The following is a 14,752-nucleotide window of genomic DNA, read 5'->3' as shown; positions in this document are numbered from 1 at the left end:
ACCCGCGTGGAACAACGGCTGGCAGGGCTCAAGGTTCCCTTGCGGCGGGCGGTCTACAGCCCGAAGAAGCCGCGCAGCCGGGTCAGCAGGGCCTGCGATTCCACCGGCGGCGGCGGTGCGGCGCCCTGCTGGCGGTTGGTTTCGGCGGCGTTGCGGCTCTGGCGCTCGGCCATCAGCTCGGCCAGCCGTTCGGCCAGTTCCGGCCGGCGGCGCAGCACCGGGTCGAGATGGCTCCGCGCCAGCTCGAACACCACGGAATCGGTGCAGGCGACCACCGAGGCGCTGCGCGGCTGGCCGGTCAGCAGCGACATCTCGCCGAACAGGTCGCCCGGCCGAAGCCGCGTCAGATGCAGCATTCCCGGCCGCTGCCCGTCCATGGCATCGGTGGCGAAAGCAGGGGCGGCGAAAGCGGGAGCGGGGGCGGCGACCTGCACGTCGAACACGCCCTCGGCGATGACGAACAGCGATTCTCCGGCATCGCCCTGGCGGACGGCCGGCGACCCGGCCGGCACATGGATCTGCCGCATCGCCAGGGCCAGCGCGTCGACCTCGTCGTCGTCGAAGGCGTCGAACAGCTCGGTCTGGCGCAGCAGGCCGCGGCGCAGGGTGTCGGTGTCGGGCAATGCCGGCTGGCGGCGGCGGATCTCCTGCTTGGGCCGGGCCGGCTCGATCCCGGCGCGGGCGAGGTTGCCCACCACCGCCGCCAGCACGGAATCGCGCACCAGCGCCACCCGCCCGAAATCGTCCAGCCAGTAGCGCGCCAGATAGGAGATGCCGTTGGGCGTCACCGCCTCCACCACCACGTCGGGCCGCGGGGTGGTCAGCACGCCGTCGGCACACAGCATGGCCGACAGCAGGATGCGCTTGGCGCGCTCCACCGGCACCTCCTGGTCCAGCAGGATCGGCACGGTGGTGCGGAAAGCCGGGCTGGGGCGGCTGTAATTGACGAAGCGGCTGCCGGCGACGATGCCGTTCGGCACGACGATGGCGGTGCCGTCGCCGGCGATCAGCCGGGTGGCGCGCCAGTTGATCTCGTCCACCCGCCCCGACACGCCGGGCGACAGCTCCAGCCAGTCGCCGATGCGGTAGGGGTGTTCGATGTTCAGCGCGATGCCGGCGAAGATGTCGGCGATCATGTTGCGCAGCGCGAAGCCCAGCACGGCGATGGCGACGCCGGAGGTCGCCAGCAGGCCGGTCACCGGCTGCTCGAACACGAAGGCCAGGATCGCCACCACGGCGACGCCATAGACGAAGAAGCGCATCAAATCGGCGAGCAGCCGCGGGATGCGCGGCGGCCGCGGCGCGCCGTCGGGGCCGATCCCGCCGTTGCCGGCCGCCAGCAGATCGATCAGCCGTGCTCCGCCCCAGGCGGCGACCAGCCAGGAGGCAGACGCGACGGCGATGTCGAACCCGCTGCTGAGATCCGGGCCGACCAGCGGCTCCAGATGGCGGTGCAGCCATGGCTTCGCGGCGACCAGGGCCGCCAGAAGGGCCAGGACCAGGGCAGGGGCGGACAGACGCCGCAGGGCGGTCATCGACGGGGTTCTCCTCGGCGGCTGGCCACGGGGGCCGGGGCGAGGGCGACGATGGCACGAGCAGGCGCCGTCCCGTCAAGGGATCAATTCAAACCATCCAGCCCGATCAGGGGCTTGGTCCTTCACACTTGCCCTTCACACCTTCACCGGCTGCCTCGCTGCCGGCGGAAAGCCCATTACGAAGCCGCGGATCACCGGGTCGGTGCCCGCCACCGTGCCGGCGAAGACATAGGCGCGGCACAGAACGGCCAGCGCGGTTTCGGCATCGCCGCTCCTGCGCCGGAAGGCCGCGCCGTCGCGCAGTTCGGCGAACTCGCCCTGCCAGAAGGCCGGGTCGTCCAGCGGGCCGAAATTCATCGCCCAGAAGCCGAAGGCCCGTCCCGGCCGTTCCCACCGGCCCAGCACCGCCATGTTGCAGTGCCGCTCGTCATGCGTAATGCGGCCGAACAATCCATTCACGGCATCCGGCTCGCCTTCCAGGACTTGAAGGAAGGTTCCCTCATGCTCAACAAGGAAACCGGTCACACCCAGATGACGATTCCTTGTGGAGCTTCGCACACAAATGTCCGCCAATGCCGAAAAAGGCAGCAGGGGCACCGCATCGCTTCGATAAAGCAAAGTCAACATCGGCCTCCTCCCAGTTTTATTCTGCCGATTCTTATAATGATGGTGAGGCCAAAGCCGGCGGGAGATAACCCTTTCTTTCGTAGAATCGTTGACGCACCCAGCAGATATAGTCCGAATGGATGGACGTTAACGGCAGGTGCGGAAGGCGCCCATGTCGAGGTGGAAATGGTTGCGGTGCGCCTCGTTGTAGTCGGGGCCCAGCACCACGTCGAAGAAGCGGCAGGCACCGTTGCGCAGGTCGCGCAGGAAGGCCGCCTTGCGCCCGTCCGCCCCGTTGCCTCCTTTCACCTCCCAGTCGGCCAGCACGCCGATCCGCGTCCCGTCGGCCAGCACGAAGGCGGCGAGGTCGATGGCGTTGGCCGTCGCATGCTCGCTGCGCCGCCCGTCCGCCCGGCCATAGACGTTGCGGCAGGCATAGGTGCCGAGATGCTCGACCCGCGCCACCCTCTGCCCGAAATGCCGCTGTGCCGCCGGCTGGAGGGCGTTCGCCTCGAACAGGGTCCAGGCGGCGGCCAGCCCGCAGGTGGCGATGAAACCGCTGCTGAAGGCCACCCCCGGCGCGGAAAGGTCCGACCGCGCCACCCGCACCACGCCGCTGAGCGCGCAGTTCTCGTCCGACGGGCGGTCGGGCAGGGCGGTGAAGCGCAGGCCCGTTTCGCCCAGCGCCGCCCGGCATTGCTCCGGCTCGCCGGTCAGCCGCGCCAGCTTGAAGCCGGTCAGCCAGTCCGGCTCCGCCCGCAGATCGAGCCGCGCCCACGGGTCGTAGCGGGACGGCACCGCGATCAGCCCGGCCCACACCCCGGCCGCCGCCCCGCCCAGCGCCAGCAGGACCAGCAGCGCCAGCCACCCCAGCAACCGCGCCACCGCGCGGTGTCTACCGGTCGAGCAGCCCGTGCCGCCGGTGCCAGTCCTCCAGCGATTCCTCCGGATAGCGGGCGAACTGCACGTCGTTGGGGCCTTGCGGCACCTCCACCCACGGCGCCTTGAAGTCCAGCATGATGTGGACCTGCTCCGGCGGGGTCGGCAGCGGCGTGTCGATGGCCGAGGCGAAGGGATGGACCAGCTCCGGCCAGGCCGGATCCTCCGCCCACAGCGCCGTGCCGCATTTCGTGCAGAAATGCCGGTGCGACGGGCCCAGATGGGTCTGGCCCGGATGATCGGGGTCTTCGATGGGCGCCCGCCACGTCGCCACCGCCTCGCGCCCCTCGACCTCCAGCGTGTCGGCATCGCCGCCGAGATTGATGGCGTATCCCCCGCCGCCGGCACTCTTGCGGCAGATGGTGCAGTAGCAGCGCATGTAGGGGACCGGCGTCGGCGAGTTCAGCGTAAAACGAACGGCGCCGCAGCGGCAGGAACCGGAAAGTTTCATGGCAGGGGACTCCGCGAATTGCGTGCCCTCTCCCGCCCCGGGAGAGGGAGGGGACCCACCGGAGGTGGGGAGGGTGAGGGGGAATCCAAGATTCCCGAACCGCATGGCTCTGTGTCTGACCCCTCACCCTTCCCACCGCTTTGCGGCGGCCCCCTTCCCTCTCCCGGGGCGGGAGAGGGAACCGGGCGCCGTCACGGAACGCAGCGGAAGGGGGGCTGTTACCTGCGGGATCCCTTTCGTGGAACCCCCTGCCAGCAGTCGGAGCGGTCATGTCCCAGCCAACAGGTCCAGCCTTCCAGGGCCACGCCCGCAAACAGCCCGCCCCTCCTCCCGAGGCGATGCCCGAGGCGATGGACGTTACGCTCACCATCAACGGCAGCCGCAAGACCCTGCGCGTCGCCCCCTGGACCAGCCTGCTCGACGCCCTGCGCCTGTATCTCGACCTGACCGGCACCAAGAAGGGCTGCGACCATGGCCAGTGCGGCGCCTGCACCGTGCTGGTGGACGGCCGCCGCATCAACTCCTGCCTGACCCTGGCGGTGATGGCGGAGGGGCGGACGGTGACCACCATCGAAGGGCTTGCCAGCGGCGACGCGCTCCACCCGTTGCAGGAGGCCTTCGTCGAGCAGGACGCCTTCCAGTGCGGCTACTGCACGCCCGGCCAGATCTGTTCCGCCGTCGGCCTGCTGGAGGAAGGGCACGCCAAGACCGACGACGACATCCGCGAACTGATGAGCGGCAACCTCTGCCGCTGCGGCGCCTATCCCAACATCGTCGCCGCCATCCGGCAGGTGATGGACGCGCAGCCGGCAACCAAGGACGGAGGCACGCCATGAGGGCCTTCTCCTACGAGCGTCCCGACAGCGTCGATGCGGCGCTCAGCGTCGTCGCCGGCCAGCCCGGCACGACGACCGAGGCGGCGGTGAAGTTCGTCGCCGGCGGCACCAACCTGCTCGACCTGATGAAGGCCGACGTGATGCGGCCGGAGCGTCTGGTCGACATCTCCCGCCTCGGCCTCGACCGCATCGAGGACACCGAAGGCGGCGGGCTGCGCCTCGGCGCGCTCGCCCGCAATGCCGACACCGCCTATGACGTGCGGGTGCAGGCGCGCTATCCGATGCTGTCGAAGGCGATCCTGGCCGGCGCCTCGGCCCAGCTGCGCAACATGGCGACCAACGGCGGCAACCTGCTGCAACGCACGCGCTGCTATTACTTCTACGACACCGGCACCCCCTGCAACAAACGGGAGCCGGGGACCGGCTGCGGCGCGCTGACCGGGGTCAACCGCATCCACGCCATCCTGGGCGCCAGCGACCGCTGCATCGCCGTCCACCCGTCCGACATGTGCGTGGCGCTGGCGGCGCTGGACGCCGTCGTCCGCGTCAGCGGCCTCAACGGCGCGCGCACCATTCCCTTCGCCGAGTTCCACCGCCTGCCCGGCGACACCCCGCACATCGACAGCAGCCTCGCCGCCGACGAGCTGATCACCGCCATCGACCTGCCGCCCGAGGGCTTCGCCCCGCACTCGACCTACCTGAAGGTCCGCGACCGCGCCTCCTACGCCTTCGCGCTGGTGTCGGTGGCCGCCGCCCTGAAGATGGACGGCCAGACGATCCGCACTGCAAGGCTGGCGCTCGGCGGCGTCGCCCACAGGCCCTGGCGCGACCCGGCGGCCGAAGCCGAGCTGGCCGGCAAGCCCGCCTCGCTGGAGACCTTCCGCGAGGCCGCGCGCGTCCTGCTGCGCGACGCCAGGGGCCAGTCCCACAACGCCTTCAAGATCGGACTTGCCGAGCGCGCCATCGTCCGGGCGCTGGCCGAAGCCGCCGGAGTGGAGCACTCATGATCGCCAAACCGACCATTCCCGATCCGCTGGAGCGCCCCGACACTCGCCCCGGTTCGCAGATCGGCAAGCCCGTCAGCCGCGTCGACGGCCGGCTAAAGGTGACCGGCGGCGCCAAATACGCGGCGGAGTTCAACACGCCCGGCCTCGCCCACGGTTCCATCGTCTCCAGCGCCATCGCCCGCGGCCGCATCCTTGCCATCGACACCGCGAAGGCGCTGGCGCTTCCCGGCGTCTTCCAGGTCTTCACCCACGAGAACCGGCCGAGCCTGCCCTGGTTCGACCGCAAGTGGAAGGACGACGACGCGCCGAAGGGCTCGCCCTTCCGCCCGCTCTACGACGCGACGATCCACCATGCGCTCCAGCCCATCGCCCTGGTGGTGGCGGAGAGCTTCGAGCTGGCGCGCTACGCCGCCCGCCTGATCCACGTCACTTACGAGGCGGACGAGCACCAGACCGACCTGCGTGCGGCCAAGGCCGACGCCTTCACCCCCGGCAAGGACAAGGGCGGCTTCCAGCCCCCGCCCAAGCCGCGCGGCGACGCCGACACGGCGCTGGCCGAGGCGGAGGTCAGCGTCGACCTGAACTTCTCCCAGGCGGTCGAGCATCACAACCCGATGGAGATGCACGCCTCCACCGTCATCTACCACAATGACGGCAGCCTGACCGTCCATGACAAGACGCAGGGGCCGATCAACACCCAGACCTATGTCTGCAACGTCTTCAACCTCGCCACCGACGCGGTGCGGGTGATCTCGCCCTTCGTCGGCGGCGCCTTCGGCTCCGGCCTGCGGCCGCAGCACCAGCTGTTCATGGCGGTGCTGGCGGCGACCGCGCTGAAGCGCTCGGTCCGGGTCGAGCTGACTCGCCCGCAGATGTTCAGCTTCGGCCACCGCCCGGAAACGCTCCAGCGCGTGGCGCTGGGGGCGAAGAGGGACGGCACTCTCACCGCCGTCATCCACGAGGCGGTGCAGGAAACCTCGCAGACCGAAAACTACGTCGAGGTCGTCGTCAACTGGTCGGGCCAGCAGTACAAGTGCGACAATGTCCGGCTGGACTACAAGCTGGCGCGGATGGACACCCACACCCCGCTCGACCAGCGGGCTCCCGGTGCGGCCATCGGCGTCCCGGCGCTGGAGATCGCCATGGACGAGCTGGCGGCCAAGCTCGGCATGGACCCGCTGGAGCTGCGGCTGAAGAACTACACCGAGGTCGATCCCAACACCGGCAAGCCCTTTTCCAGCAAGGAGCTGCGCGCCTGCTTCCAACAGGGCGCCGAACGGTTCGGCTGGCACAGGCGCAGCCATGCCCCGCGCTCGATGCGCGAGGGCCGGCAGCTGGTCGGCTGGGGCATGGCGACCGGCGTGTGGGACGCCATGCAGGGGCAGGCGGTGGCGTCGGCCAGGCTTGGCATCGACGGCACGCTGACGGTGGGCAGCGCCACCGCCGACATCGGTCCCGGCACCTACACGGCGATGACGCAGATCGCCGCCGACATCCTGGGCCTGCCGATCGAGAAGGTGTCCTTCCAGCTCGGCGACACCAACCTGCCGATGGCGCCGTTGCAGGGCGGGTCGTGGACGGTGTCGTCGGTCGGCTCAGCCGTGAAGGCGGTCTGCGACCGGCTGCGCGACAGGCTGGCCGGTCTGGCGGCCGGGCTGAACGACGGTCCTTTGAAGGGGCTGAAGGCCGATGAGCTGATCTTCGCCGACGGCTTCCTGATCGCCAAGGCGGACCCGTCCTGGCGCCTGTCGATCACCGAGGTGATGCGCGCCAACGATCTGCCGGTGCTGGAGGACGAGGCGCGCTCGATCCCCTATTACAAGTCGCAGATGCAGCATGCGCTCGGCACCCACTCCGCCATCTTCGCGGAGGTGCGGGTGGACGAGGATCTCGGCACCGTGCAGGTGACCCGCGTGGTCAGCGCGGTGGCCGCCGGTCGCATCATCAATCCCAAGACGGCGCGCAGCCAGGTCCTGGGTGCGGTGGTGTGGGGCATCGGCATGGCGCTGGAGGAGGAATCGATGATCGACCAGCGGCTGGGCCGGTTCATGAACCACGATTTCGGCGAGTATCACATCCCGGTGAACGCCGACGTCCACGACATCGACGTCATCTTCGTCGAGGAGCATGACGACATCGTCAACCCGCTGGGCGCCAAGGGTGTCGGCGAGATCGGCATCGTCGGCGTCCCCGCCGCCATCGCCAACGCGATTTACCATGCGACCGGCAAGCGCCTCTGCGACCTGCCCATCACGCTGGATAAGATTTTGGAGGCTTGATGCCGGTTAAGGTCCCTCTCCCGCCCCGGGAGAGGGAAGGGGCCCAAGCAAAGCTTGGGAAGGGTGAGGGGTGATCCAAGGAACCATGCGGTTCGGGAGTCTTACGTTACCCCTCACCCTCCCTCTCCCGGGACGGGAGAGGGGGACTCCATCACCTTCGTGACTGCCGGAAAGCCCGACGGTCACAGTAAAGACCCCACATCACCCCATGATGTTCTCGTCCGCCATGCGGCGAGGCATGTCGGTTTCGTGCTGGCGGTCCTGCTTCGGCGCCTTGGTGACGCTGAAGCCGATACCCGACAGCAAAAGAACGCCCAACGAGGCGACGGTGACGATGTTGCAAAGCATAGCGACAGACCCTTTCCCTAACCTCTTTCGGCCGCCCGGTTCGATGAGCGGCCAGACCCTTATTGTGCGGTCTCCTGGGCAATAGACGCCGGGAGCCGTTTCTTTCTTCCGTGGGCCGTGCCGGGATGAGGAAAAAATATTCGTCCGTGGTTCGGACTGTATTTACTTCCAACACCTTGCCAGCGCAGGCCTTGCGGAGCGGTCAGATAGTCCCGCAGCTGCGAACTGGCAATGGAAGCCGGCGGAATATCCGCGCAGCTCAGGTTAACAAAATTGTCATGGCAGCGCGTGGGGCATGGCCTAATCCCCTCTCCCCGGGGGGGAGAGGGAGATTTCGGGCAAACCACAGGCCTCGCCCGACGCCCCCCGCAGGGTCACCGTCACCTTCAGCCCCTTGCCCTCGGCTCCGGCATCCAGCCGGACCGACGCCCCCAGCCGGTCGGCCAGGGCGCGGACGATGGCCAGCCCCAGCCCGCTGCCGGTGCGCGGCGGCTCGCCCGGACGGTCCAGGCGGTAGAAGCGTTCGAACACCCGCCCGCGCTCCGCCTCCGGGATGCCGGGGCCGTCGTCCTCGACTTCCATCACCGGCCCCGTTGCCGGTTCTTCCGCGACCCGCACCGTCACCGTGCCGCCCGGCCGGTTGTAGCGGATGGCGTTGTCCAGCAAATTGCCCAGCAACTCCCCCACCAGCACGGCATTCCCGGCGACCCGCAGGGCGCTGCCGTCCTCGGGCCCCTCGAAGCGCACCTCGACATCCTGGGCCAGCGCCGCCGGCACCTGCTCGGCGGCGACCTCCATCGCCACCTGCATCAGGTCCGTCACCTCCGGGGCGGCGGGAACCACCGGCGAATCCTCGTCGGCGCGGGCCAGCGCCAGCAGCTGGACCAGCAGCCGCTCCAGCCGCTTCACCGCCCCCTCGACGTCGTCCAGCGCCGCGCGCCCTTCCGCGCTGTCGGTGCCGTAGCGGCGCAGCAGGGCCAGATGGGTGCGCAGCACCGCCAGCGGCGTGCGCAGCTGGTGCGAGGCGTCGGCGGTGAAGCGCCGCATCGTGCCGATGGACTGGTCCAGCCGGGCCAGCAGCCCGTTGATGGCGACCACCAGCGGCAGCACCTCCGCCGGCACCACCGCCAGCGGCAGCGGCACCAATGCCATTCCGCCGCGCGCCGAGCGGTCGTCGATCACCCGGCGCAGCCGCTTCAGCGGCGCCAGCCCGCGGCCGACCGCGCCCCACACCAGCATCCCGCTGCCGCCGACCAGCGCCACCTCCAGCAGGGTCAGCCACAGCAGCAGATCGACCTCCAACGCGCGCCGTCCCGCGGTCGTCTCCGCCACCTGGACCAGCACCGGCTGCGGCACGCCGTAGAGCCGCCGGACCTGCGCCGCCACCCGCACCGGATGGCCGTGATAGGAGGCGTCGCGGAACACCGTGACGTTGGCCGGCATCGCCTGGATGTCCGGCAGCGGCAGGTCGAGATAGCCGGTGATGACCCCGCCCTCATGGGCGACGTTGTAATAGATGTTGTCGCGGGCCTGGCTCTCCAGCATGCCGAAGGCGACGGCCGGCAGATCGACCGTCACCTCGCCGTCGTCGTCCCCCACGGCCAGCCTCTCGGCGATGGCGAGCGTCGAGCCGGCGAGCAGCCGGTCATGGGTGGACTGCACGAAACCGTGGATCAGCGCCGACCCGCCGACGCCCAGCCCGACCGCCAGCGCCCCCAGCGGCACCAGCAGCCGGGTCAGCAGCCGGCGGCGCAGAGATGGCACATGTGGCGGCACCCGCTCCGGCCGGCCCACCCGGATGGCCGCCATCAGGCATTTTCCATCAGGTAGCCCAGCCCGCGGATGGTGCGGATCTGCGGCCCGTCCGGCTCCAGCTTCTTGCGCAGCCGGGCGACATACAGCTCGATGGCGTTCGGCGCCACCGGCTCGTCGAAGCCGAACACCTCGCCGGCCAGCCGGTCCTTCGGCACCACCTTGCCGGCCCGCGTGATCAGCCCCTCCAGCACCGCCAGCTCGCGCTTGCGCAAGTCCAGCACCCGGCCGTTCAGCGTCACCGTCGCGGTGGAGCGGTCGTAGCGCAGGGCGCCGCAGGCCAGCTCCGGCACCGGCGTGCCCTGGCCGCGGCGCACCAGGGCGCGCACCCGCGCCTCGAACTCCGCCGGGTCGAACGGCTTCAGCAGGTAGTCGTCGGCGCCGAGATCCAGCCCCTTCACCCGGTCGGCCACCGCCTCCCGTGCGGTCAGGATCATCACCGGCACGGTGGAGCCGCGGCGGCGGATGCGGGTCAGCACCTCGAACCCCGACAGGTCGGGCAGTCCTAAGTCCAGCACCACCAGCCCATAGGGCTCCGCCCGCTCCAGCCGCACCGCGTCCTCGCCCGACGCGACATGGTCGACGGCATAGCCGGCCGCCTTCAGCCCCCCGGTCACCCCGCGCGCCAGCGCCGCATCGTCCTCCACGATCAGGATGCGCAAAGGAGCCGCCTATCGTCCGAATGGGCCATCATCCGACCGCACCTGTTCCGTTCCACCAACAATTTTCATCCGCGACAGATTGGCGACAGGTTGATTGCCTATAGTCACGGCAAATCCGCTTGTAAGCCCAACCAACCCGGCCCGCAACGACGCCGTGGAAACCAACCGCAGGAGAGGAAGAGATGCGCACCAAACTGGCCCTTCTGGTCGCGACGGCCCTGACTGTCGCCGTGCCCGCCTTCACCGCCGGCACCGCCCAGGCGCAGTCGGTCCCCGCCGGCTACGACCCCGCCTATGCCAAGATCATCGAGGCGGCGAACCAGGAAGGCGCGCTCAGCATCTATTCCGCCACCGACGCGGCCGCCGTGTCGGAACTGCTGAAGGGGTTCGAGGCGCTCTATCCCAAGGTCAAGCTGGAATACGCCGACCAGAACTCGACCGAGATGTACAACCGCTTCATCAGCGAGGCGGCGGCCAACACCGGCACCACCGACCTGATGTGGTCGTCGGCGATGGACCTGCAGATGAAGCTGGTCAATGACGGCTACGCCCAGTCCTACACCTCGCCCGAATCGAAGAGCATCCCCGACTGGGCCAACTATAAGAACGAGGCCTTCGGCACCACCGCCGAGCCCATCGTCTTCGCCTACAACAAGCGCGTGGTGCCCGCCGCCGACGTGCCGAAGACCCACGCCGACCTCGCCAAGCTGCTTGCCGAGAAGCCGGACGCCTACAAGGGCAAGGTCACGTCCTACGATCCGGAGCGCAGCGGCGTCGGCTTCCTCTACATCACCCAGGACGTGCAGGCGAACAAGAACACCTGGGATCTGGTGAAGGCGATGGGCCAGACCGGGGTGAAGCTCTACACCTCGTCGGGCGCGATGATCGAGCGCCTGACCTCCGGCGAGCACACCATCGGCTACAACATGATCGGCTCCTACGTCTACGAGCGCCAGCACAAGGACCCGGAGTCGCTGGGCATCGTGCTGCCGTCCGACTACACCATCGTGATGTCGCGCATCGCCTTCATCCCGAAGGGCGCCAAGCACCCGAACGCCGCCAAGCTGTTCCTCGACTATCTGCTGTCCAAGCAGGGCCAGCAGGCGATGCAGGCCCGCTACATGGGCTCGATCCGCACCGACCTGGCGAGCGCCAACCCGACCGCCGGCATCCCGGAAAGCACGCTTCGCCCGATCCATGTCGGCCCGGAGTTGCTGACCTACCTCGACCAAGTGAAGCGCCTGAAGTTCCTGAAGGACTGGCAGAAGGCCCTCCAGGGGAAGTGATCTAGTCCGACCTGAAATCACCCTCTCCCGCCCCGGGAGAGGGAAGGGGCCCGCCGAAGGCGGGAAGGGTGAGGGGCGATCCAAGGAGCCGGGTGGTTCCTGATCCTCGCCTCACCCCTCACCCTCCCCGCGCCTTTGGCGCGGGTCCCCTCCCTCTCCCGGGGCTCTCAGCGGATCTGCGATCCGCCTGACGCCGTCAGCACAAACGGAGTTTGTGCGAGAGGCGGGAGAGGGAAGATTTGCGCCAAAAGGAAATCCCCCATGAACCGCGCGACGCGCATCGCGGTGATCGTCGCCATGGCGATTGCCGTGCTGGCCCCGATCGGCCTGGTCGTCTACCAGAGCTTCCTCGACGGGCCGTTCTTCCAGCCCAAGACCGCCTTCACGTTCAGCGCCTACGAGTTCGTTCTGGATGACGAGGATTTCTTCGACGCCCTCTACAACTCGTGCGTCATTGCCTTCGGCATGACCGCCATCGCGGTGCCGGTCGGCGCCATGCTCGCCTTCCTGATGGCCCGCACCGACTTGCCGGGCCGCCGCTGGATCGAGCCGGTGATCCTCGTGCCGATGTTCGTGTCGTCGGTGGTGCTGGCCTTCGGCTTCGTGGTCAGCCTCGGCCCGGCGGGCTTCGTCACGCTGTGGTTCAAGGGCGTCTTCGGCTTCGTCCCCTGGTATCTCTATTCCAAGACGACGCTGATCGTCATCGCCGGCCTGACCCACGTCCCGCACGTCTTCCTCTACACCTCGTCGGCGCTCCGCAGCCTGGGCTCCGACGTCGAGGAGGCGGCGCGCATGACCGGCGCCGGCCCGCTGCGCACGGCGCTGACCGTCAGCCTGCCGATGGTGATGCCGAACATCCTCTACGCCGCCGTGCTGGTCTTCTTCCTGGGATTCGAGCTGTTCGGCCTGCCGCTGGTGCTGGGCGACCCCGAGGGCATCCTGGTGCTGGCGACCTACCTCTACAAGCTGACCAACAAGCTGGGCACGCCCTCATACCAGCTGATGGCGGTGGTCGTGGTGGCGATCATCTGCATCGCCCTGCCGCTGGTGGCGCTCCAGCGCTTCCTGCTGCGTGCCGCCAACCGCTACGTCTCGGTGAAGGGCAAGGCCGCTGCGCAGAAGCCGGTGTCCATCGGCGTCTGGCGCTGGCCGGCCGCGGCGATGATCACCGCGTGGCTGCTGTTCACCGTGGTGATCCCGATCAGCGGTCTGGTGCTGCGCGCCTTCGTGTCGAGCTGGGGCGAGGGCGTCAACCTGCTGGACGTGCTGACGCTGGCGCATTTCCGCGAGCTGATGGAGTTCCCCAACCTGACCCGCGGCATCGTCAACACGCTGCTGATCGCGTCCGTCGGCGGGGCGCTGTCGGTCGGCGTCTACACCATGCTGAACCTCGCCGCCCACCGCTGGCAGTCGGGTTGGACCAGGCTGATGGACTATCTGGTCCTGCTGCCCCGCGCCATGCCGGGCCTCGTCGCCGGTCTGGCGATCTTCTGGGTCTTCCTGTTCACGCCCTTCCTGTCGCCGCTGCGCCAGACCATGATCGCCATCTGGGTCGCCTACACGCTGGTCTGGCTCGCCTACGGCATGCGTCTGGTCAGCGGCGCGCTGCTCCAGATCGGCCCCGAGCTGGAGGAGGCCGGCCGCATCGTCGGCGCCAGCCCCGGCCGGGTGTCACGCGACCTGACGATCCCGCTGGTCAAGGTCGGGCTGTTCTCCAGCTGGCTGCTGATCTTCGTCACCTTCATGCGCGAATACTCCACGGGCGTCTATCTGCTGGCCCCCGGCACCGAAGTGATCGGCTCGCTGCTGGTCTCGCTGTGGGGCACCGGTGCCGTCGACCTTGTGACCGCGCTCTCCACCGTCAACATCGCGATGATCGGCGGCGGCCTGCTGCTGATGTCGCTCTTCGGGAAACGCTCCCATGGCTAAGCTCATCATCGACGACCTGCACCTGTCCTACGGCAGCAACGAGATCCTGAAGGGCATCACCGCCACCTTCGCCCAGGGCGAGATCGTCGCCCTGCTCGGCCGGTCGGGCAGCGGCAAGACCACGTTGCTGCGCTCCATCGCCGGGTTGGAGGAGCCGAAGAAGGGCGTCATCTCCATCGGCGACCAGCCGGTGTTCGACGCCGCCGCCGGCCTCAACGTGCCGTCGGAGAAGCGCGGCCTCGGCCTCGTCTTCCAGTCCTACGCGCTGTGGCCGCACAAGACGGTGTTCGAGAACGTCGCCTATGGCCTGCGCCTGCGCAACGTGGCCAAGGCCGAACTCCAGCAGCGCGTCGCCGCGGTGCTGGACGGCGTCGGGCTCGGCCATCTCGGCGACCGCTATCCGCACCAGATGTCGGGCGGCCAGCAGCAGCGCGTGGCGCTGGCCCGCGCGCTGGTCTACAACCCGCCGGTCATCCTGCTCGACGAGCCGCTGTCGAACCTCGACGCCAAGCTGCGCGAGGAGGCCCGCATCTGGATCCGCACGCTGATCAAGCGGATGAACCTGACCGCCGTCTTCGTCACCCACGATCAGGTCGAGGCGATGGCGATCGCCGACCGCATCGTCCTGCTCGACGGCGGCCGTATCGTCCAGGCTGGCACGCCGGAACAGCTCTACACCGAGCCGGTCAGCCTGTTCGCGTCGGAGTTCATGGGCGTCAACAACCAGATCAAAAGCCGGGTGCAGGACAAGCGCGGCGGCTACGCCCGCATCGAGCTGTCCGGCCACCCGCTGTGGGGCAAGGACCGCGCCGGCAAGGGCGTGTCGGAGGAGGCCACCGGCGTCATCCGCCTCGAACAGGTCGAGATGGTGGACGGCGAAGGAGAGAACTGCGTCCCAGCCGAGCTGGAGACCTCGGTCTATCTCGGCAGCCACTGGGAGCATGTCTTCCGCTGCGGCGACCAGACGCTGCGCGCCTTCGGCCGCCCGCTGGCCGCCGGCACCCACTGGCTGCACCTGCCGCCTGAACAGCTCTGGGTGTTCTGAGCGGGGCTTTCCCCGCC

General features: G+C 68.9%; 13 protein-coding genes. 6 read left to right on the top strand and 7 right to left on the bottom strand.

Features of this window, described 5'->3' with window-relative positions:
• Nucleotides 1-53: 53 nt before the first annotated feature.
• From VH569_RS29530 to VH569_RS29515, 4 genes are all read right to left on the bottom strand, one after another.
• Nucleotides 54-1,535: a mechanosensitive ion channel family protein gene (locus tag VH569_RS29530; protein ID WP_423320163.1), complete on the bottom strand. Its 1,482-nt coding sequence runs from the start codon at nucleotides 1,533-1,535 to the stop codon at nucleotides 54-56.
• A 135-nt stretch (nucleotides 1,536-1,670) separates the two neighbouring features.
• Nucleotides 1,671-2,162, bottom strand: a complete 492-nt coding sequence (locus VH569_RS29525) for a BLUF domain-containing protein (RefSeq protein WP_423320162.1) — start codon at nucleotides 2,160-2,162, stop codon at nucleotides 1,671-1,673.
• A 126-nt stretch (nucleotides 2,163-2,288) separates the two neighbouring features.
• Entirely contained in the window at nucleotides 2,289-3,026 is a 738-nt protein-coding gene (locus VH569_RS29520; RefSeq protein ID WP_423320161.1) for an extensin family protein, read from the bottom strand.
• 10 nt (nucleotides 3,027-3,036) lie between these two features.
• A complete protein-coding gene (locus VH569_RS29515; RefSeq protein ID WP_423320160.1) occupies nucleotides 3,037-3,531 on the bottom strand; it encodes a GFA family protein in 495 nt (164 codons plus the stop codon).
• Between the two features lie 350 nt (nucleotides 3,532-3,881).
• Here VH569_RS29515 and VH569_RS29510 point away from each other — a divergent pair, with 350 nt between their 5' ends.
• The 3 genes from VH569_RS29510 to VH569_RS29500 are packed head-to-tail and all read left to right on the top strand — an operon-like array spanning nucleotide 3,882 to nucleotide 7,653.
• The gene (locus tag VH569_RS29510; RefSeq protein ID WP_423320205.1) at nucleotides 3,882-4,367 is read left to right on the top strand and encodes a (2Fe-2S)-binding protein; all 486 of its coding nucleotides are present in this window, start codon (nucleotides 3,882-3,884) and stop codon (nucleotides 4,365-4,367) included.
• A complete protein-coding gene (locus tag VH569_RS29505; protein ID WP_423320158.1) occupies nucleotides 4,364-5,374 on the top strand; it encodes an FAD binding domain-containing protein in 1,011 nt (336 codons plus the stop codon). Before VH569_RS29510 ends, VH569_RS29505 begins: the two co-directional genes overlap by 4 nt.
• Nucleotides 5,371-7,653 (top strand): xanthine dehydrogenase family protein molybdopterin-binding subunit, encoded by a 2,283-nt coding sequence (locus VH569_RS29500; protein ID WP_423320157.1) that lies wholly within the window; start codon nucleotides 5,371-5,373, stop codon nucleotides 7,651-7,653. Before VH569_RS29505 ends, VH569_RS29500 begins: the two co-directional genes overlap by 4 nt.
• A 201-nt stretch (nucleotides 7,654-7,854) precedes the next feature.
• Here VH569_RS29500 and VH569_RS29495 read toward each other — a convergent pair whose 3' ends face one another.
• The 3 genes from VH569_RS29495 to VH569_RS29485 form a co-directional block, all read right to left on the bottom strand.
• Complete coding sequence (locus tag VH569_RS29495; RefSeq protein ID WP_167421730.1) at nucleotides 7,855-8,001, bottom strand: hypothetical protein; 147 nt, start codon at nucleotides 7,999-8,001, stop codon at nucleotides 7,855-7,857.
• 300 nt (nucleotides 8,002-8,301) lie between these two features.
• Complete coding sequence (locus VH569_RS29490; RefSeq protein WP_423320155.1) at nucleotides 8,302-9,810, bottom strand: sensor histidine kinase; 1,509 nt, start codon at nucleotides 9,808-9,810, stop codon at nucleotides 8,302-8,304.
• On the bottom strand, nucleotides 9,810-10,475 hold the full coding sequence (locus VH569_RS29485) for a response regulator transcription factor (RefSeq protein WP_377810687.1): 666 nt from the start codon (nucleotides 10,473-10,475) through the stop codon (nucleotides 9,810-9,812). The genes VH569_RS29490 and VH569_RS29485 overlap by 1 nt, the downstream gene beginning before the upstream one ends.
• 182 nt (nucleotides 10,476-10,657) lie before the next feature.
• Here VH569_RS29485 and VH569_RS29480 point away from each other — a divergent pair, with 182 nt between their 5' ends.
• The 3 genes from VH569_RS29480 (at nucleotide 10,658) to VH569_RS29470 (ending at nucleotide 14,735) form a co-directional block, all read left to right on the top strand.
• Entirely contained in the window at nucleotides 10,658-11,761 is a 1,104-nt protein-coding gene (locus tag VH569_RS29480; RefSeq protein ID WP_423320153.1) for an ABC transporter substrate-binding protein, read from the top strand.
• A 261-nt stretch (nucleotides 11,762-12,022) separates the two neighbouring features.
• Complete coding sequence (locus tag VH569_RS29475) at nucleotides 12,023-13,690, top strand: ABC transporter permease (protein WP_109051465.1); 1,668 nt, start codon at nucleotides 12,023-12,025, stop codon at nucleotides 13,688-13,690.
• Entirely contained in the window at nucleotides 13,683-14,735 is a 1,053-nt protein-coding gene (locus VH569_RS29470) for an ABC transporter ATP-binding protein (protein WP_423320151.1), read from the top strand. The genes VH569_RS29475 and VH569_RS29470 overlap by 8 nt, the downstream gene beginning before the upstream one ends.
• Nucleotides 14,736-14,752: the final 17 nt, after the last annotated feature.

It is taken from the genome of Azospirillum sp. 11R-A (assembly GCF_049472615.1).
GTDB lineage: Bacteria > Pseudomonadota > Alphaproteobacteria > Azospirillales > Azospirillaceae > Azospirillum > Azospirillum palustre.
Note: the sequence above shows the minus strand (reverse complement) of the source record. Positions and strands in the feature narration are given on the sequence as shown.